The organism is Synechococcus sp. PROS-U-1, assembly GCF_014279755.1.
In the GTDB taxonomy this organism is placed as follows: Bacteria; Cyanobacteriota; Cyanobacteriia; order PCC-6307; family Cyanobiaceae; genus Parasynechococcus.
Genome location: NZ_CP047951.1, coordinates 447,363 through 464,192, shown reverse-complemented (window position 1 = coordinate 464,192; position 16,830 = coordinate 447,363). Strand labels below are relative to the sequence as shown.

General features: G+C 61.7%; 23 protein-coding genes and 1 tRNA gene. 16 read left to right on the top strand and 8 right to left on the bottom strand.

The window, feature by feature from the left end:
• Window position 1: 1 nt before the first annotated feature.
• Window positions 2–889: a fructosamine kinase family protein gene (locus tag SynPROSU1_RS02330; protein ID WP_186571358.1), complete on the bottom strand. Its 888-nt coding sequence runs from the start codon at window positions 887–889 to the stop codon at window positions 2–4.
• 50 nt (window positions 890–939) lie between these two features.
• On the opposite strand from SynPROSU1_RS02330, the gene crtD reads away from it, so the two are divergent.
• Window positions 940–2,442, top strand: coding sequence for a C-3',4' desaturase CrtD (crtD, locus tag SynPROSU1_RS02325; protein ID WP_186571357.1), 1,503 nt, complete (start codon window positions 940–942; stop codon window positions 2,440–2,442).
• Here the strand turns inward: crtD and SynPROSU1_RS02320 are convergent.
• Window positions 2,426–3,307 carry a prephenate/arogenate dehydrogenase gene (locus tag SynPROSU1_RS02320; protein WP_186572182.1) on the bottom strand — a complete coding sequence of 294 codons (882 nt, stop codon included), beginning with the start codon at window positions 3,305–3,307 and terminating at the stop codon, window positions 2,426–2,428. The two genes, crtD and SynPROSU1_RS02320, sit on opposite strands and share 17 nt — an antisense overlap.
• 83 nt (window positions 3,308–3,390) lie before the next feature.
• Here SynPROSU1_RS02320 and SynPROSU1_RS02315 point away from each other — a divergent pair, with 83 nt between their 5' ends.
• The 3 genes from SynPROSU1_RS02315 (at window position 3,391) to SynPROSU1_RS02305 (ending at window position 5,538) form a co-directional block, all read left to right on the top strand.
• Window positions 3,391–4,836 (top strand): helicase, encoded by a 1,446-nt coding sequence (locus SynPROSU1_RS02315; protein WP_186572183.1) that lies wholly within the window; start codon window positions 3,391–3,393, stop codon window positions 4,834–4,836.
• Window positions 4,837–4,871: 35 nt separating this feature from the next.
• Window positions 4,872–5,123, top strand: a complete 252-nt coding sequence (locus SynPROSU1_RS02310) for a DUF2839 domain-containing protein (RefSeq protein ID WP_186571356.1) — start codon at window positions 4,872–4,874, stop codon at window positions 5,121–5,123.
• Between the two features lie 70 nt (window positions 5,124–5,193).
• The gene (locus SynPROSU1_RS02305; RefSeq protein WP_186571355.1) at window positions 5,194–5,538 is read left to right on the top strand and encodes a DUF1815 family protein; all 345 of its coding nucleotides are present in this window, start codon (window positions 5,194–5,196) and stop codon (window positions 5,536–5,538) included.
• A 2-nt stretch (window positions 5,539–5,540) separates the two neighbouring features.
• On the opposite strand, the gene recA is transcribed toward SynPROSU1_RS02305, so the two are convergent.
• The 6 genes from recA to SynPROSU1_RS02275 form a co-directional block, all read right to left on the bottom strand.
• Complete coding sequence (gene recA / locus SynPROSU1_RS02300) at window positions 5,541–6,662, bottom strand: recombinase RecA (protein WP_186571354.1); 1,122 nt, start codon at window positions 6,660–6,662, stop codon at window positions 5,541–5,543.
• Between the two features lie 86 nt (window positions 6,663–6,748).
• Window positions 6,749–7,498, bottom strand: coding sequence for an HAD family hydrolase (locus SynPROSU1_RS02295; RefSeq protein ID WP_186571353.1), 750 nt, complete (start codon window positions 7,496–7,498; stop codon window positions 6,749–6,751).
• A gap of 9 nt (window positions 7,499–7,507) precedes the next feature.
• Window positions 7,508–7,579: transfer RNA gene (locus SynPROSU1_RS02290), tRNA-Gln, on the bottom strand.
• A 103-nt stretch (window positions 7,580–7,682) separates the two neighbouring features.
• On the bottom strand, window positions 7,683–9,302 hold the full coding sequence (locus tag SynPROSU1_RS02285; RefSeq protein WP_186571352.1) for an AAA family ATPase: 1,620 nt from the start codon (window positions 9,300–9,302) through the stop codon (window positions 7,683–7,685).
• A 22-nt stretch (window positions 9,303–9,324) separates the two neighbouring features.
• The gene (locus tag SynPROSU1_RS02280) at window positions 9,325–10,356 is read right to left on the bottom strand and encodes an LdpA C-terminal domain-containing domain (RefSeq protein WP_186571351.1); all 1,032 of its coding nucleotides are present in this window, start codon (window positions 10,354–10,356) and stop codon (window positions 9,325–9,327) included.
• Window positions 10,323–10,784: an NAD(P)H-quinone oxidoreductase subunit N gene (locus SynPROSU1_RS02275; RefSeq protein ID WP_006850745.1), complete on the bottom strand. Its 462-nt coding sequence runs from the start codon at window positions 10,782–10,784 to the stop codon at window positions 10,323–10,325. The genes SynPROSU1_RS02280 and SynPROSU1_RS02275 overlap by 34 nt, the downstream gene beginning before the upstream one ends.
• 381 nt (window positions 10,785–11,165) lie before the next feature.
• Between SynPROSU1_RS02275 and rplC the strand changes: the two genes are divergently transcribed.
• From rplC to rplX, 12 genes are read left to right on the top strand one after another with little or no spacing between them, the layout of a single operon-like run.
• A complete protein-coding gene (rplC, locus tag SynPROSU1_RS02270; RefSeq protein ID WP_186541806.1) occupies window positions 11,166–11,822 on the top strand; it encodes a 50S ribosomal protein L3 in 657 nt (218 codons plus the stop codon).
• Window positions 11,822–12,457, top strand: coding sequence for a 50S ribosomal protein L4 (rplD, locus tag SynPROSU1_RS02265; RefSeq protein ID WP_186571350.1), 636 nt, complete (start codon window positions 11,822–11,824; stop codon window positions 12,455–12,457). Before rplC ends, rplD begins: the two co-directional genes overlap by 1 nt.
• On the top strand, window positions 12,450–12,752 hold the full coding sequence (locus tag SynPROSU1_RS02260; RefSeq protein ID WP_006850625.1) for a 50S ribosomal protein L23: 303 nt from the start codon (window positions 12,450–12,452) through the stop codon (window positions 12,750–12,752). Before rplD ends, SynPROSU1_RS02260 begins: the two co-directional genes overlap by 8 nt.
• 15 nt (window positions 12,753–12,767) lie before the next feature.
• Entirely contained in the window at window positions 12,768–13,631 is an 864-nt protein-coding gene (gene rplB / locus SynPROSU1_RS02255) for a 50S ribosomal protein L2 (RefSeq protein WP_186571349.1), read from the top strand.
• 35 nt (window positions 13,632–13,666) lie between these two features.
• Window positions 13,667–13,942, top strand: coding sequence for a 30S ribosomal protein S19 (gene rpsS / locus SynPROSU1_RS02250; protein WP_006849645.1), 276 nt, complete (start codon window positions 13,667–13,669; stop codon window positions 13,940–13,942).
• 3 nt (window positions 13,943–13,945) lie between these two features.
• On the top strand, window positions 13,946–14,311 hold the full coding sequence (rplV, locus tag SynPROSU1_RS02245; RefSeq protein WP_186571348.1) for a 50S ribosomal protein L22: 366 nt from the start codon (window positions 13,946–13,948) through the stop codon (window positions 14,309–14,311).
• A gap of 20 nt (window positions 14,312–14,331) precedes the next feature.
• A complete protein-coding gene (gene rpsC / locus SynPROSU1_RS02240; protein ID WP_186571347.1) occupies window positions 14,332–15,060 on the top strand; it encodes a 30S ribosomal protein S3 in 729 nt (242 codons plus the stop codon).
• A gap of 16 nt (window positions 15,061–15,076) precedes the next feature.
• Entirely contained in the window at window positions 15,077–15,553 is a 477-nt protein-coding gene (rplP, locus tag SynPROSU1_RS02235; protein WP_115022799.1) for a 50S ribosomal protein L16, read from the top strand.
• A 2-nt stretch (window positions 15,554–15,555) separates the two neighbouring features.
• Window positions 15,556–15,765, top strand: coding sequence for a 50S ribosomal protein L29 (rpmC, locus tag SynPROSU1_RS02230; protein ID WP_038551201.1), 210 nt, complete (start codon window positions 15,556–15,558; stop codon window positions 15,763–15,765).
• A gap of 17 nt (window positions 15,766–15,782) precedes the next feature.
• Window positions 15,783–16,079, top strand: a complete 297-nt coding sequence (gene rpsQ / locus SynPROSU1_RS02225; RefSeq protein ID WP_186571346.1) for a 30S ribosomal protein S17 — start codon at window positions 15,783–15,785, stop codon at window positions 16,077–16,079.
• Window positions 16,076–16,441, top strand: coding sequence for a 50S ribosomal protein L14 (gene rplN, locus SynPROSU1_RS02220; RefSeq protein ID WP_006851211.1), 366 nt, complete (start codon window positions 16,076–16,078; stop codon window positions 16,439–16,441). The genes rpsQ and rplN overlap by 4 nt, the downstream gene beginning before the upstream one ends.
• Window positions 16,442–16,443: 2 nt before the next feature.
• Window positions 16,444–16,800, top strand: coding sequence for a 50S ribosomal protein L24 (gene rplX / locus SynPROSU1_RS02215; protein WP_186571345.1), 357 nt, complete (start codon window positions 16,444–16,446; stop codon window positions 16,798–16,800).
• Window positions 16,801–16,830: the final 30 nt, after the last annotated feature.

Here is a 16,830-nt window from a genome sequence, read left to right as displayed (position 1 = left end):
CTCAAAGCCGTCGAGCCAGATCTCTAAGACTGGCTCGACATTGGTTGATGTAACCGCCCCCAAACAAATTGGCGTGGTTGAGCAGGTGGTACAGGTTGTAGATCTCCACCCGACCGTCAGCGCCTGGAACCTCAGGAAGAACTTTCCGATAGGCAGATCGGAACTCTTCCCCGAAGCCACCGAACAGTTGGGTCATGGCCAGATCGACTTCCCGATCAGCCCACCAACTGGCGGGATCAAAAATGCTTCCCCGTCCATCAATAAGGCTGGCGGCATTCCCACCCCATAGATCGCCATGCACCAACGCAGGACGCGGTTGATACTCATTCAGGTGCTCTGCAAGGCGCAGTAACAACTGGTCAAGGCCGGTTGAATCTTGACTCAACCCTTGCAGGGTCTCGAGTTGGGGACGCAGTCTCAGCTCTACAAATGCTGATCCCCAACCGTCACGCCAACCACCGGGCTGGGGACCAGCGCCGATGAAGCCGTCACGGTGCCAGCCAAAACGAGCGGGGCTGGATGCCATCGACGACTGGTGCAGCAGTGCCAAGCCCCTGCCGAGGGCTGCTTGGTCATTGCCACGACAATCCAACCAAGGCAGCAACAGAACCGCACCGTGGGGCAGTGCTGCCAGAGCCATGGGCTGCGGCACCACCAAAAACGTGTTGTCTGCATGGGCATGCAAGGCCTCAAGAGCCTCAACCTCCACCTCAAAGAGGGGCAGTGCGCTTAAGCCGCCGCTTTTGGCGAACAACAGCTGGCCATCACTGAGGCGCAGTTTCCAGGCCTGATGAATGCAGCCGCCACCAACGGGGGAAACTTCAGAGATGACAGCCCCCGCCAAGGGGCCATCCACTGCTGTGAGTTCGCGGCGCAGTTCGCTGTTCATCTTCACCAAGCCGCCCGTCTTGCCAGCATGATCCGATTCTCCAGTGCGTCGTGAGCGATTCCAGCGTGATCGTGGTGGGCGGTGGCATCGCAGGCTTAACCGCAGCGGCACTGCTGGCACACGATGGCGTCAAGGTCACGCTGTTGGAAGCGCACCGCCAAACGGGGGGATGTGCCGGAACATTCCGGCGCGGTCGATGGGTCTTCGATGTGGGTGCGACCCAGGTCGCCGGTCTGGAACCAGGGGGCAGTCATGCGCGACTGCTGAAGCATCTGGGCATGCCTCTCCCCTCAGCGGAGATTCTGGATCCAGGGTGTGTGGTGGACCTGAGCGATGGCTCCCCTCCCATTTCGCTCTGGCATGACCCGGAAGCGTGGGCCGCTGAGCGTGAGCGTCAGTTCCCTGGTAGCAAACGTTTCTGGAGCCTCTGTCATCAGTTGCATTCCAGCAACTGGCAGTTCGCCAACCAGGATCCCGTAGTGACGCCTCGCTCCCTCTGGGATCTCGGCACCATGCTGCGGGCACTGCGTCCCGCGACGCTGGTATCGGGGCTGTTCACAGGTCTCACCATCGCCGATCTGTTGCAACTTTGTGGGTGCGGTCAAGATCAACGGCTGCGGCACTTTCTTGACCTCCAGCTGAAGCTGTACTCCCAGGAACCGGCTGATCGCACGGCCGCGCTCTATGGCGCCACAGTCCTGCAGATGGCGCAAGCGCCGCTGGGACTCTGGCATCTGGAGGGTTCGATGCAGGTGCTGAGCGACCAGCTGGTGGCCGCCATTAAGCGCGACGGCGGAAACGTGCTTCTGAAGCATCGGGTTACCAAACTGCAGCCCTGCTCATCCGGTTGGCAAGTGCATGTCACCACGGCGGGAGACGAGCACAAACAACTCAACAGTCGCGATGTGGTCTGCAGCCTTCCCCCGCAGTGCCTGCAGGAGCTGATCGAATCTGATCAGCTGCCCAAGGGATATCGAAGGCGACTAGAAAACCTGCATGAACCAAGTGGTGCGCTGGTGCTCTACGGAGCGGTGCGGCGTGATGCACTGCCGGATCCCTGCCCAGGCCATCTCCAGCGCAGCAGTGCGTCCCCGGGATCCTTGTTCGTGTCCATCAGCCGCGACGGCGATGGGCGGGCACCCCGGGGACAGGCCACCTTGATCGCCAGCGTGTTCACACCAACGGCCGACTGGTGCCGCTTGCCAGAGCCTGAGTACCAGCGGCGAAAGAACGAGATGATGAGCCTGATCCAAGCAGAACTGAACAGCTGGCTCAAGCTTCCGGAGGATGCCTGGTTGCACGCTGAACTGGCGACACCACGAGGCTTCGCCGGCTGGACAGGTCGTCCCAATGGAATGGTGGGGGGACTCGGACAGCATCCACGCCGTTTCGGCCCCTTCGGCCTGGCTGGACGAACGCCCATGCCCGGTCTGTGGCTCTGCGGTGACAGCCTCCACCCGGGAGAAGGCACTGCAGGGGTCAGCTTGTCGGCCCTCAATGCCTGCCGTCAGCTCCGGGCTGAACGGGGACAACCCCTTAGCTTTCGGAGCTGACCTCACCGGGCGCTTTCAAAAAATCAGGACGCATGGTCTGCGTTCGGATCAGTTCCAACTCCAGCTGAGACCAGTTTTGCTTGAGAACGGCATCTTCGAGCTGCTCCAGACTCCAGCGATACGCGGCCAATCCGCGCAACACCGCATCTCGATTGGTGGAGGCCATCGCCACGCCCAGCTGCGGATTCCCTCCACCCACGCGAGTGGTGTCAGCAAAGCCGCTGGAAGCCAGCAGCATCGCCAGCTGCCGGATCTCTGGATCCCTTTCATCGCCCACCGCCCGCAGCAGTGCGGCACTGACCAGCACCGGCATGTGGGAAATCAGAGCAACGGCCTGGTCGTGTTGAGAGGCGGTGGATGTCAGCCAATGTCCTCCGACGCTGATGGCGAGATCACGAACCTGGTCGAGCGCAATGGGGTCTGTTGCTGCATCCGGAGTTGCGATCCAGGGGCGGCCTCGGAACAGATCCACCACACCGGCATCAACGCCCGCCTGAGCTGTACCAGCCATGGGATGACTGGCAACAAAGCGAGGATGCCGCTGGCGCCAAGCCTCCAGCACGGGCTGTTTGACCGAACCAACATCGGTCACCACCGCTGATTGAGGTAGAGCGGCCACTAGCGCCTCAGGTGGGTTCAGCAGCAAGGGGATCGGCAACGCCAGGATCACCACATCACAATCCGCGAGACAGCGCGGATCCGTCGACACCGCCCCCACCAGTCCACGGGCCATGGCGCGATCAGCGGTGGCCTGACGGTGCACGAGGCCCTGCACCGTCCAACCACGAGCCTGGAGATCCAGACCGAGGGATCCCCCAATCAATCCAAGACCAACGATCCCCACCCGTCCCGGTTGCACCGCCATCACTCCTGCAGGGTCGTGAAGCCATGTTGATGGATGGATTGCCATGAACCAATCGGTGGGGGGGCTCTGCTTAGGGTTTGGCGATGTTGGAAGCCCAGGCCCACCATCAGATCAAAACCCTGCTCCGCCAGGAGGAATCGGACTGGCCCCACCACCTGACCCTGAGCCGGCTGGTGGCGAGAAGCTTGAGGCGTCGCGACACGACGCTCGTCCAGCTCCCCCCCAGCAGCAGCGAACGATGGTGGCTGGGACTTCTTGTGCCGCTTTGTCTGGCTCCCGAAGCAGGGGCGGTTGTGTTGACGGCCCAACAGCGTCGGCGGCTGCTCCAGTTGGAACTGCCCCGCTTACGGAACCAGGGGCTCCGGCTTCCGTGCTGGCAGGGGCCGACCCCTCCTGAGGGACCACAGCTCTGGCTGATGGATGTTGCAGAGCTCATTCAGGCCCATCGCGACGGACACCTGGGCACGCGACAACTGCTGATTCCGGAGATGGATCAGTTGAGCCGTCGGATGCGCAATGCATTGACGTTTGAGATCAACCATCAGAACTGGGACGAGCTCCGCCAGGCCTGTCCACAGGCTGAAGCAGGATTGGTTGAGCTGCATGACCGGATGACCCGCCAGCTGTTCGCTGGCGCCACGCGACCAGGCGGCGCGGTGCGGCTAGAAGGCTCAGCAAGTCAAGCCCTGCGTGACCTCCTCCAGCTGATACCAACGAGCCCTGAGCCCTGGAACAAGCTCCGGACGATCAACCTGGCGGACTGGGCCGAGTGGGCTGACCTCGATCATCGATTGCTCCAGTGGCGTTGGCAGCTGGCACCCCTGGAACCACTCCAGCTGCTGCGGGATGTCCTGCTTGAACACCCCTGCCTGATGTTCAGCAACAATGGAGACAACGCGCGGCTCAATCTGGAGTTTGAGCAGGCCGGAGTGGTCCCCGACGTTCGAGCAACGCTGAGGGAACAGGAGCTCAATGAACCCCTGCCCCTCTATGCACCCCGTCGCCAGCCTCTCCCAAACACACGGATCTATGCCCAACATCTCTTGGAGGAGAGCAGACGACTCATCCTTGGTCAGCCGGGGCTGACCATCCTCCTGATCAATGACGACCAACTGCGTCGCCAGCTCACCAGCTCCCTGGCAGCCGAATTCGGACGCCGTGTGGTCCATGAGTCGACCGCGCCCGAAAGCAATGGTGTGGTGACGTGCAGCTGGGACTGGTGGCTTGAGCACCAGGAGCATCTCCCCTCCCCGGCTCAGCTAATTGTCGGGATGCTTCCGCTCGCAAGCCTGGACAATCCACTGACTTCCGCGCGGGTGGAACGCTTGAAACAACAGGGCGAGGACTGGTTTCGCACCCTGCTTCTACCGGAAGCGTTGAGCTTGATCCCAGCAGCCATTGCACCACTGCGACGCAGCGGTGGACGCCTGGCCATCCTTGATGGTCGTCTCCGGGGGCGCAGTTGGGGTGATCAGGTGCTGCATCGGCTTGAGCCCTGGATTCCACTGCAGCGACTGCTGCCGAACTGAACAACGCCTACCCTCCGTTCAACATTCAGAAGTGCATGGGAGAAGCACGCCGCCGAGCTGCACAGGGCATGCCCCCTCGTCAGCCCAAGAAGGCCAACACAAAAGCACTTGACACATCGCCGCGAGTGGTGTCCTGGCTTCCTCTGACGCGCAATCAGACACAGCAGTTCATGGCGGTGACCACACGCGGCGCCTGGATTGGCATCGGAGCCATGGTGGTTCTGTGGATCACGGTGCGGTTCATCGGACCCGCCGCAGGTTGGTGGACTCTCTCGGATACCCCCTGATCAACCAGCCGGACCAAACACGCGGAAACGAAAGAAAACTTTTAGGATTGATCTCACTGGAGACTCAGTCATGTTTCCGCGTTTAGCCGAGCACTACAGGTCTGTCGTCGAAGACTTGGTGATGAGCCTTCAGGCCCTCGCCAGCAGCCTTCAAAGTGCCGGTGTCACAGCCACCTGTTACTCCTGCGGCGACGGCGGCGATGGCCATGGCGCTTCTTTTGTGGCTGACATCGGAGATGGCCACATCGTGCGCTTTCTTGTCTCCGATTTCGGCATCAACTGGGTGGAATCCCGCAATGGCCGAGAACTGGTGAAACTGGAGGGAGCAGAAGCCATCCAGGAACTTCAGCGAATGGCTGAATTAGCGCAGCAGGGCCAGGTCTGCGGCGAGCAGTCCCTGGCCCAAGCCGGCTGAGCTCAAGCAGCCGCTTCCGGGGCCTTACCCGGAGTCGACTTATCGACAGTCGCCTTCGCAGCAGCCGCCAGGGGCCGCATGGAATTCGACTTCACTTCCGAACCTTCCGTCAGCTTTTGACGCACGAGCGTCTCAATCGTGGCCGTCGATTCCGGGTTCTCCTCCATCCAGGTGATGGTGTTGTCGCGACCCTGCCCGATGTTGTCTCCCTCGTAGCTGTACCAAGCGCCCTTGCGCACAACCACTCCTGTCTCTTCGGCGAGATCGAGCAGACAGCCCAGGGTGCTGATGCCACGGCCGAAAAGGATATCGAATTCAGCAATGCGGAAGGGTGGCGCCACCTTGTTTTTCGCCACTTTCACTTTGGCCCTGATCCCGAATTCCTCCGTCCCCTTCTTGAGCGTCTGAATCCGACGGATGTCGAGGCGAACCGAGGCATAGAACTTGAGCGCATTGCCTCCAGTGGTCGTCTCCGGATTCCCGTAGGTCACACCAATTTTGAGACGCAGCTGGTTGAGGAAAATGACGGTGCAACCCGACTTGCCGATGTTGCCGGTGATCTTGCGCATGGCCTGACTCATCAGACGCGCCTGACTGCCAACCGCCAGGTCTCCCATTTCTCCCTCGATCTCGGCGCGGGGAGTGAGAGCGGCCACCGAGTCGATCACGACAAGATCCACCGCCCCTGATCGCACCAGTTGGTCGACGATCTCGAGAGCCATCTCGCCGGTGTCGGGCTGAGAGACCAGAAGGTTCTCCACATCAACACCCAACGACGCGGCATAGACGGGGTCCAGAGCATGCTCCGCATCCACGAAAGCCGCCACACCACCACGCTTCTGCACTTCAGCAATCGCGTGCAGAGTGAGGGTGGTCTTACCAGAACTTTCCGGGCCGTAAATCTCCACCACCCGACCCTTCGGGTAACCACCACCCAGGGCTAGATCAAGGGTCAGAGCACCGGTGGAGATCGTCTCCACCCTCATGCGAGAGGCATCGCCGAGCCGCATGATCGACCCCTTGCCGAAGTTGCGCTCGATCTGACCAAGGACCAGATTCAGCGCCTTGTCTTTCTCGCCAGAGGAGCGGGGGTCGGAAGCACTGGATTTCATATCTGCAGGCATGGAAGAGACCTGAAACTAAGGAACGAGAGATCCAATGCCACAGAAGCGCCGAATCGTCTCAGGTAGTACAAGCGTACCCTAACGAATCAGGGCCATTGCGCCAGGGGGGCCCGGAAACGATCCGGATGGAGCAACGCAATCCCAGGAGGGAGATTGCTCTGATCCTGGGGGCGAAGATAGCCCCAGCTCACCAGGAAGCAGGGCAGCCGCTCCAAGCCTGGTGTTGACCGCACAGCTTCAAGCGTCGCCCGACGGTCTTCAACGAAACCACACAAGGTTCGTTGCTTCTGGAGCTGGAGCAGAACCTGTGGCTTCGCGCCAGCCTCGCGACCATCCAGACGCCAGGGATGCAGGCCAAGGCTGTTCAGCAGCTCAGCGGTGAAGACCTGGGTTTTGGTCGTGAGGACAGCCCAGTCGACCCCTTCAGCCTCAAACTGCCGCAGCCGCTCCACCAAGCCTGGGAAGGGCCGATGCAGCGCCAACCAAGCAGAACGGTTCTGCCGAACCGCTCCATCTCTAGAGGCATCGAGTGCGGCCTGAAGCTGCTCCGGTTGCCATCCGCGCCGATGGAGTGCTGACGCCTGCGCTTCGCCGTAGGACTGCAGCCAAACCTGAGGGTCCAAAACAGGCAGCTCAGCCGCCAGCAACACCATCTCCCAACCGTGATGCACCCATGGACGCAGCAGGCGGAAAGCATCAGGCACCTCATCAGGAGAGAGGTCCTCTGGAGCAGCATCAAGACGACGGCAGGCCTGCCATGCACTCCACCAGTACTCGGCCATTCCATCGACGATGACCCCGTCGAAATCGAAGACCAGCAGTGGGCGATGGTTCATGGACAAAAACTGGGCCGCTAGGATTCGAACCTAGGAATGGCGAGACCAAAACCCGCTGCCTTACCGCTTGGCGACGGCCCACTGAACCGGAAAAGACCGCAACCTGCGGCTCACCGGAGCACTAACAGTTACTCATAGCAGCCAACCCTTCGTCAATCCACCGGGCGAATCAAGCGAAGGGCGATCAGCGAGGAAAAACCCGCAAACGCGACTGCTCGGCTTGTCCAAAGACATCACTACGCAGTTGGTAACGACTGACAAGATCCGCCTGCATGCGCAGCACGCGTTCCGTTCGCGGCAACAACTCCACGGGCCTGCCTTGCGGCATCACCACTTGTTCCACCGCAAGCCGGCATTCCTCAAGAGCGGCAAATTCATCGTCCTTTGACGACCGATCAGGGGAAATGGCATCCGTAGCCGTTTCACTTGCACGACGACTCAAGAGGCGAGCCATGGCACGGGTCACCTGGGGCAAGGTGTCGGATTTGATCACCAGGATGGGAATGCCGAGATCCTGGGCCTGACGTCGCAGCGATGGTTGACGGCTGAGTCCCAGCCGAATGCTCAAAACAACATCCGCCTCACTCAAATCATCCACCACCCGCGCAGTCCAACCGTGAGAACGAATGGTTTCGTCAACAAGTCGGGGGGTAATGCCACAACAGAGAACCTGCAGAAGCTCGGCGGTGGCCTCCGGTGGAGAAAGCACCTCGGCAGCACTGGCCTGAGGGACAGGAACTGACGCAAGCCGTTCAGCTGCCGGTCGAGGAGAGGGAGGGGTTAGCAAACCCGACGACTGCGGGGGATCGACAAGCTGAACGCCCCCCTCAGGCGTCAGCTCGCGCTCCTGAACTCGGGGCTGCAGGCCCCTGAGCAACTGGTCCACCGTGGCAGCAACATCTGTGTGCACGGCCCAGCGGTGTCGACTGTGCATTTCAATTGCAACCGGAAAGGTTGGATCCGCCGCGCGCTCCAGCACCGTCTTCTGACTGCGCCGCCGCCGGGCCTCCTCATCCCCAAGGGTGACCGCCTGAATCCCTCCCACCAGATCGCTGAGGGTGGGGTTCTTGATCAGGTTTGCCAGAGCATTGCCGTGGGCTGTGGCGACAAGCACCACGCCACGTTCAGCAATGGTGCGCGCGGCCTGCGCCTCCAGCTCCGTGCCGATCTCATCGATCACGATGACTTCGGGCATGTGGTTTTCCACCGCCTCGATCATGGTTTGGTGCTGCAGCTCAGGCCTGGCGACCTGCATGCGGCGAGCCCGACCGATTGCGGGGTGCGGGATGTCGCCATCACCGGCGATCTCATTGCTCGTGTCGATCACAACAACGCGCCGCTCCAGCTCATCCGCAAGAACCCGAGCGATCTCGCGCAACGCCGTTGTCTTGCCCACACCCGGGCGCCCCATCAACAGCAGGGACTGCCCTCCATCCAGGAGGTCCCGCACCATGGCAACGGTGCCGAACACGGCTCGACCCACCCGGCAGGTCAGACCGACCACCTCGCCCTGACGGTTGCGGATCGCGCTGATCCGGTGAAGCGTTCGTTCGATTCCCGCCCGGTTATCGCCACCGAACTGACCAATTCTGGCCACCACGGCCGCCAGATCCTCCCGAGACAAGGGCGTGGAACCCAGCGCCAGGGCACGGCCTGGATAGCGCGCTTCCGGAACCCGACCGAGATCGAGCACCACCTCGAGCAACTGCTGGCGGGCCTCCTCAGGCTGCAACTGCTTCTGCACGCCATCCGGCAGAAGCTCGAGAAGGCGATCCAGATCGTCGGTGACCCGTTGCGTGCCCATGGGATCTGCGCGTTTCAGCCTTCTAGCAAGAGCGCTGCAGCCATGGCGAGACCAAAGGACGCGCGAGAGAGAGGGCGCGATCCCAACCCTCGGGCCATTGCCACAGGGCAGATCCACGGGTTTGCGCCTCATCCAGCACAGGCATCAACAAGCGACGGGCCACACCACCAAAGGCGATGCCAGCCGGCCGCTCCGTCGGATGCAAGAAATCCAGCGTTGCGGCGTTGGTTCCACCGGCAAGCTGCAGCGGACCCGGCGGTGCCAAACCACGCATGGCACGCCAAAGCCGAACCGCAGCCCGCGCGGTGCCAGCACCCACATCGCCGCTCATCGGACGCCCATCCAACTGCCAGAGGGGTCGATAACCGGCTTGCCGCAGGCAGGAATAGCGACGCCAAAGCAAACCAGCCAACTGATCGGCCTTCAAGCCATGGCCCTCCAGACCGGAGCTCACGGCCAAGCGCCGCAAGGGAACCTTGTGCTGCTGAAGGCTTTGGATCAGCGTCGAGAAGCCCTCGTCATGCCCCGATGCTGTGTGAATCTCCACAGCATCGGGCTGAATGGATCTCAGCAGGGAGATCACCTGCTCAGGTGCCAGTCGGTGGTCGCGCTCCTCGATCAAGCCATGGGGGCAGGCCGGTACACAACGACCACAGCCGTAGCAACGCTGCTGGTCGACCCCCGTACCAGGCGGAATCGCTGCAGCCGGACAAATCCTTTCGCAGGGACGCGGACAGTCCGTGGGACAGCGGTGTGGATCGAACCAGGCCTTGCGGAAGTGAGCATCCATTCCGTCACTGAGGCTGACCATCAGCCAAGGACGGTGGCCCGTGTGAGCCTCAGCCCAGTCCAGGCCCCGACGGGCTGCGCGCGCGACCGCTGGATCGGCAGCCACATCCACGCAATGAACACCAACAGCCGCAAAAACAGCTGCCAGATCAGCGATTGCGGGCAAGTCCTGGTTGCTTGCTCCACAGATCAGCTTGACCCAGCGGCCCTGATCGAGGGCTTCGTCAGGGGTCAGGCCTTCAGATATGTGGTCATCGGTTCCCACTTCAGGCTGCGAGCACCACCCATCTCCACGATGATGCGTAAACGGGGTTCGCGCTTGCACAGATCGCAGAGCGAAAGTAGTTCTGAACGCGACAGCACCTGGCCTTCCAGGAGCCAGAGAGCCACAGGAGCATCCCCCTCAAACAGATCACCCAGCTGGGGAGCCACCTCCTGCACTTCTCCCACAGCAGCGCCACGACCAACGCTTTGATGGCCGAGATGGGGAGGACGGATGCCGTGCTTCTGGGTGAGGAACACCTCCGGATCACCGAGCCCCCGCGCTGATGTCATACGGGTGCTGTAGCCGGCACCGCGCAGACGTCTTAATAGGCGGGTTTCTGCACCGCCTTCGAGCGGAGCCTGTACCGCCAGGCAGCCATTGGCTTCGAGATCACGGCGAAATGCCTGACCGGTGAGAAGCAGAGGCATGGCAGCTACAGGGATTGGAGGGGATTCTGGCAGCAGGCAGAGGGATCGGGGGAGTGGAGAGGTCGGTGTTGTAAGTTCGTTGTTTGTTCTGTGTTTCTGTGCCCGTCCGCTAGCCGGGCCTCCAGTCGGCAGAACAGATTCGGCGATTGCGTCGAATCCCCAGGCCAGTACGGAAGCTTTCTTCGGAGATCTCCGTCGGGAAACTGCAACAGCACATCGTGCAGATGCAAGTCCCAGCCTCGCTGCATCGTTCGCTAGCCCATTCGAATCCACTCCTTCGGGAGTCCCTTTTCGAACCACGTCTGCGTCCAATCGATCAGCACCTGACCCCATGCGGTTCTCCGCCTGGTGGTTGTCCACGCTGGCGCTTCCTCCCCATCCATGTCCATCGGCATCCTCGGGAAGAAGCTGGGTATGTCCCAGTTCTTCGACGAGCAGGGCAGAGCTGTTCCGGTCACCTTGATCGAAGCAGGCCCCTGCCGCATCACCCAACTCAAAAACGACGACACTGACGGTTATTCCGCAGTGCAGATCGGCTTTGGCGAAACCCGCGAGAAGCTGATCAACAAGCCCGCCCAGGGTCACCTGAACAAATCCGGTGAGGGCCTTCTGCGTCATCTGCGCGAATACCGCGTCGAAAGCGTTGAAGGGCTCGAACTTGGTGGAGCCATCACCGTCGGCGATTTCGAAGCCGGCCAGAAGGTGGACGTCAGCGGTGACACCGTCGGCCGCGGCTTCGCTGGTTACCAGAAGCGCCACGGTTTCAGCCGGGGTCCGATGACCCACGGTTCGAAGAACCACCGCGAGCCCGGTTCGACCGGTGCCGGTACGACCCCGGGCCGCATCTATCCCGGCAAGCGGATGGCCGGTCGCTACGGCGGCAAGAAAATCACCACCCGCGGTCTGACCATCCTCAAGGTGGACAGCGAGCACAACCTGCTGGTGGTGAAGGGATCCGTGCCCGGCAAGCCTGGTGCGCTGCTCAACATCCGCCCGGCCTTGCGCGTGGGCGCCAAGCCCGCCAAAGGAGGTAAGTGATGGCCAGTTGTGTCGTTCGTGATTGGCAGGGCAAGGAAGCCGGCAAGGCAACCCTGGACCTGAAGGTGGCCAAAGAGACCACCGCCGTTGATCTCATGCATCGGGCTGTTCTGCGTCAGCAGGCCCATGCACGCCAAGGAACTGCCAGCACCCTCACCCGTTCAGAAGTGCGCGGTGGTGGTCGCAAGCCCTACAAGCAGAAAGGAACTGGTCGGGCCCGTCAGGGATCCATCCGGACTCCCCTGAAACCCGGCGGCGGCATCATCTTTGGACCCAAGCCCCGCACCTACAACCTTGCGATGAACCGCAAGGAGCGTCGTCTGGCCCTGCGCACTGCGCTGATGGCCCGTATTGACGATGTCACCGTCGTGAAGGATTTCGGTGCTGCACTTGAGGCCCCCAAGACCCGTGAGATCACGGATGCTCTGGGACGCCTCGGTGTTGCTACCGGCTCCAAGGTGCTCATCGTTCTGACGAACCCCTCCGATGTTGTTCGCCGTTCCGTGCGCAACCTGGAGAAAGTCAAGTTGATCTCCGCAGATCAGCTGAACGTCTTCGACCTGCTCCACGCCAATGCTCTGGTGCTGGGCGAGGAAGCTCTCGCAACCATCCAGGAGGTCTACGGCGATGACTGAACGTTTCCAAGGACGCCTGGCGGATGTGATCCGTCGTCCCCTGATCACCGAGAAGGCCACCCGTGCCCTCGAGATCAACCAGTACACCTTCGAGGTAGACCACCGCGCCGCGAAGCCCGACATCAAGGCCGCTATTGAGCAGCTCTTCGATGTAAAGGTCACCGGCATCAGCACCATGAACCCCCCGCGACGTTCCCGTCGCATGGGGCGCTTCGCCGGCAAACGTGCCCAAGTGAAGAAAGCCGTGGTGCGCCTGGCGGAGGGCAACTCGATCCAACTCTTCCCTGAGTCCTGAGGGGTCTGAATCGTCATGGCAATCCGTAATTTCCGCCCCTACACCCCCGGTACCCGCACCCGGGTGGTCACTGATTTCAGTGAGATCACCAGCCGCAAGCCGGAGCGGACCCTGGTGGTGGCTAAACACCGCCGCAAGGGCCGCAACAACCGCGGTGTGATCACCTGCCGCCACCGTGGTGGCGGCCACAAGCGCCTCTACCGCGTGGTGGATTTCCGTCGCAACAAGCACGGTGTCACCGCCAAGGTGGCCGCAATTCACTACGACCCGCACCGCAACGCGCGTCTGGCACTGCTCTTCTACGCCGATGGCGAGAAGCGCTACATCCTGGCTCCCGCAGGAGTTCAGGTGGGCCAGACCGTGGTCTCCGGCCCTGATGCCCCGATCGAAAACGGCAACGCCATGCCGTTGTCCTCGGTGCCTCTCGGTTCGGCTGTTCACTGTGTTGAGCTCTACGCCGGTCGTGGCGGCCAGATGGTCCGTACCGCCGGTGCCAGTGCCCAGGTGATGGCCAAAGAAGGTGAATACGTCGCCCTGAAGCTGCCCTCCACCGAGGTCCGCCTGGTTCGACGCGAGTGCTACGCCACCCTCGGCGAAGTCGGCAACTCCGAGATGCGCAACACCAGCCTGGGTAAGGCCGGTCGTCGCCGCTGGCTGGGTCGTCGTCCTCAAGTTCGAGGCAGTGTGATGAACCCCTGCGATCACCCCCACGGTGGTGGTGAGGGTCGTGCACCGATCGGCCGCTCCGGCCCGGTGACCCCTTGGGGCAAACCCGCCCTCGGTCTCAAGACCCGCAAGCGGAACAAACCCAGCAACCAATACGTGCTCCGGAAGCGTCGCAAGACCTCCAAGCGGAGCCGTGGCGGACGCGATTCCTGATGCAAACCATCTCTCTGCCGCTTGCTTAAACCGTTATGGGACGTTCACTCAAAAAAGGTCCGTTCATTGCCGACAGCCTGCTTCGCAAGGTTGAAAAGCAGAACGACAACGACGACAAGTCTGTGATCAAGACCTGGTCACGGGCCTCCACGATCCTGCCGATGATGATCGGCCACACGATCGCGGTACACAACGGCCGCACCCATGTGCCGGTGTTTATCACCGAGCAAATGGTCGGTCACAAGCTGGGGGAGTTCGCTCCCACCCGCACCTTCAAGGGCCACATCAGAGACAAGAAAGGAGGCCGCTAATCCATGACATCGTCAACCCCAACGGCACCCACTGCCCAGGCTCACGGACGCTTCATCCGAGGCTCCGCTTCGAAGGTGCGCCGTGTGCTTGACCAGATCCGTGGCCGCACCTACCGCGACGCACTGATCATGCTCGAGTTCATGCCTTACCGCTCCACCGGACCCATCACCAAGGTGCTCCGGTCTGCGGTGGCCAACGCTGAGCACAATCTCGGTCTCGATCCCTCATCTCTGGTGATCGCGAGCGCGAGCGCTGACATGGGCCCCTCCATGAAGCGCTATCGCCCCCGCGCCCAAGGCCGGGCCTTCCAGATCAAGAAACAGACCTGCCACATCAGCATTGCTGTGGCGGCTCAGACCGATTCCTGACCCCCGAGGACTCCGACCCAATGGGACACAAAATCAACCCAACCGGTCTGCGCCTGGGGATCACCCAGGAACACCGGTCACGCTGGTACGCCTCCAGCAAGAGTTATCCGGCCCTCCTTCAAGAGGATGACCGGATTCGCAAGTTCATCCACAAGAAATACGGCTCGGCAGGCATCAGCGATGTGCTGATTGCCCGCAAGGCCGATCAATTGGAAGTTGAACTCAAGACCGCACGCCCCGGTGTGCTGGTCGGCCGTCAAGGCAGCGGTATCGAAGAACTTCGCTCCGGCATTCAGAAGACTGTCGGCGACTCCAGTCGTCAGGTGCGGATCAATGTTGTCGAGGTCGAACGCGTCGACGGCGATGCCTTTCTTCTGGCCGAGTACATCGCCCAGCAGCTGGAAAAGCGTGTGGCATTCCGCCGCACCATCCGCATGGCTGTGCAGCGCGCCCAGCGTGCCGGTGTCCTGGGTCTCAAGATCCAGGTCTCCGGTCGCCTGAACGGTGCTGAGATTGCTCGGACGGAGTGGACCCGTGAGGGTCGAGTGCCCCTGCACACCCTGCGTGCCGACATCGACTACGCCACCAAAGTGGCTAGCACGACCTACGGCGTGCTTGGCATCAAGGTGTGGGTGTTCAAGGGCGAGGTGCTGAGCGAACAGGCTCAGCCAATGCCGGTGGGTGCTGCCCCCCGGCGCCGGGCCAGCCGTCGGCCCCAACAGTTCGAAGACCGCTCCAACGAGGGTTGAACAGGAGGCCTGAACCATGCTGAGTCCAAAACGCGTCAAATTCCGTAAGCAACAGCGAGGCCGCATGCGCGGCGTCGCCACCCGGGGCAACACCATTGCCTTCGGACAGTTCGCTCTGCAGGCACAGGAATGTGGCTGGATCACCTCGCGCCAGATCGAGGCCAGCCGTCGTGCCATGACCCGCTACGTCAAGCGTGGCGGAAAAATCTGGATCCGGATCTTCCCCGACAAGCCAGTCACCATGCGCGCTGCCGAAACCCGGATGGGTTCCGGTAAGGGCAACCCAGAATTCTGGGTGGCGGTGATCAAGCCTGGCCGGATCCTGTTTGAGATGGGCGGTGATGAAATCACCCCCGAAATCGCCAAGGAAGCCATGCGCCTCGCGCAATACAAGCTTCCCGTGAAGACCAAGTTCATCCAGCTGGATGAGCAGGAGAAGCCAGCTGGTGCCAAGGCCCCGGCAGCTTCTGAAGCCGTCACCGTGGAGTCCTGACCATGGCCCGTCCCAACGCCGCCGATGTGCGCAGCCTGTCCGATTCGGACATCACCGAGCAGATCGATGGCCTTCGCCGCGAACTGTTCCAACTCCGTTTCCAGCAGGCCACGCGCCAGCTCGCCAACACGCACCGTTTCAAAGAGGTCCGCATCAAGCTGGCCCAGCTGCTGACGGTGCAGTCGGAGCGCCAGCGCTCCACCGCCTCCTGATCCCCCCCTCCGTAACCATGGCAGTCAAGGAAAGGGTCGGCACCGTCGTCAGCGACAAGATGGAGAAAACGGTGGTGGTCGCGGTGGAAAGCCGCTTCCCTCACCCCATCTATCAAAAGACGGTCAGCCGTACCACTCGTTACAAGGCTCACGACGAAGACAACACCTGTCGCGTCGGAGACCGCGTTCGCATCACTGAAACCCGTCCGATGAGCCGCCAGAAGCGGTGGTCCATCGCGGAGGTTCTCAGCCACAGCCCCAAGGCTGCAGCAGAGGAAGCCACCAAGGCTGAAGCTCAGGAGGCGAAGCAGTGATCCAGCAGGAGTCTTATCTCACCGTTGCCGACAACAGTGGCGCGAAGCGCATCCAGTGCATTCGCGTCCTCGGTACCAACCGTCGCTATGCCCACGTGGGCGACGTGATTGTTGCTGCGGTCAAGGATGCCGCCCCCAACATGGGCGTCAAAAAATCCGACGTCGTCAAAGCTGTCGTGGTGCGCACCAAAGCCACCATGCGCCGTGAAACCGGCAACTCGATCCGGTTTGACGACAACGCCGCCGTGATTATCAACGACGACAAGAACCCGAAAGGCACCCGCGTCTTCGGACCGGTTGCCCGTGAGCTGCGCGAGCGCAGCTTCACCAAAATCGTGTCCCTCGCTCCGGAGGTGATCTGACCATGGCGACTGCAACCACTAAGGCCAAGGCCACCGAGCGCATGAAGATGCGCATCCGCAAAGGCGACACCGTTCAGGTGATTGCCGGCAAGGACAAAGGCAAGACAGGTGCTGTTCTGCGCACCTTGCCCAACGAGAACCGTGTCGTCGTGGAGGGCGTGAACATGCGCACCCGCCACGAAAAGCCCACCCAGGAGGGCGAGACCGGCCGCATTGTCACGGAGGAAGCATCCCTGCATGCCTCCAACGTGATGCTGTACTCCACCAACAAAAAGGTGGCAAGCCGCGTTGAAATCGTCGTCGAGAAAGACGGCACCAAAAAACGCCGGCTGAAGAAAACCGGTGAAGTCCTCGACTGATCCCGACTTCTGACCACGTCCAGAAGCACC

Coding starts and splice junctions, on each gene's coding strand:
- SynPROSU1_RS02330 (WP_186571358.1), bottom strand. CDS start 889: ATGAACAGCGAACTGCGCCGCGAACTCACAGCAGTGGATGGCCCCTTG.
- SynPROSU1_RS02320 (WP_186572182.1), bottom strand. CDS start 3,307: ATGGCGGTGCAACCGGGACGGGTGGGGATCGTTGGTCTTGGATTGATT.
- SynPROSU1_RS02315 (WP_186572183.1), top strand. CDS start 3,391: ATGTTGGAAGCCCAGGCCCACCATCAGATCAAAACCCTGCTCCGCCAG.
- SynPROSU1_RS02310 (WP_186571356.1), top strand. CDS start 4,872: ATGGGAGAAGCACGCCGCCGAGCTGCACAGGGCATGCCCCCTCGTCAG.
- SynPROSU1_RS02305 (WP_186571355.1), top strand. CDS start 5,194: ATGTTTCCGCGTTTAGCCGAGCACTACAGGTCTGTCGTCGAAGACTTG.
- recA (WP_186571354.1), bottom strand. CDS start 6,662: ATGCCTGCAGATATGAAATCCAGTGCTTCCGACCCCCGCTCCTCTGGC.
- SynPROSU1_RS02295 (WP_186571353.1), bottom strand. CDS start 7,498: ATGAACCATCGCCCACTGCTGGTCTTCGATTTCGACGGGGTCATCGTC.
- SynPROSU1_RS02285 (WP_186571352.1), bottom strand. CDS start 9,302: ATGGGCACGCAACGGGTCACCGACGATCTGGATCGCCTTCTCGAGCTT.
- SynPROSU1_RS02275 (WP_006850745.1), bottom strand. CDS start 10,784: ATGCCTCTGCTTCTCACCGGTCAGGCATTTCGCCGTGATCTCGAAGCC.
- rplC (WP_186541806.1), top strand. CDS start 11,166: ATGTCCATCGGCATCCTCGGGAAGAAGCTGGGTATGTCCCAGTTCTTC.
- rplD (WP_186571350.1), top strand. CDS start 11,822: ATGGCCAGTTGTGTCGTTCGTGATTGGCAGGGCAAGGAAGCCGGCAAG.
- SynPROSU1_RS02260 (WP_006850625.1), top strand. CDS start 12,450: ATGACTGAACGTTTCCAAGGACGCCTGGCGGATGTGATCCGTCGTCCC.
- rplB (WP_186571349.1), top strand. CDS start 12,768: ATGGCAATCCGTAATTTCCGCCCCTACACCCCCGGTACCCGCACCCGG.
- rpsS (WP_006849645.1), top strand. CDS start 13,667: ATGGGACGTTCACTCAAAAAAGGTCCGTTCATTGCCGACAGCCTGCTT.
- rplV (WP_186571348.1), top strand. CDS start 13,946: ATGACATCGTCAACCCCAACGGCACCCACTGCCCAGGCTCACGGACGC.
- rpsC (WP_186571347.1), top strand. CDS start 14,332: ATGGGACACAAAATCAACCCAACCGGTCTGCGCCTGGGGATCACCCAG.
- rplP (WP_115022799.1), top strand. CDS start 15,077: ATGCTGAGTCCAAAACGCGTCAAATTCCGTAAGCAACAGCGAGGCCGC.
- rpmC (WP_038551201.1), top strand. CDS start 15,556: ATGGCCCGTCCCAACGCCGCCGATGTGCGCAGCCTGTCCGATTCGGAC.
- rpsQ (WP_186571346.1), top strand. CDS start 15,783: ATGGCAGTCAAGGAAAGGGTCGGCACCGTCGTCAGCGACAAGATGGAG.
- rplX (WP_186571345.1), top strand. CDS start 16,444: ATGGCGACTGCAACCACTAAGGCCAAGGCCACCGAGCGCATGAAGATG.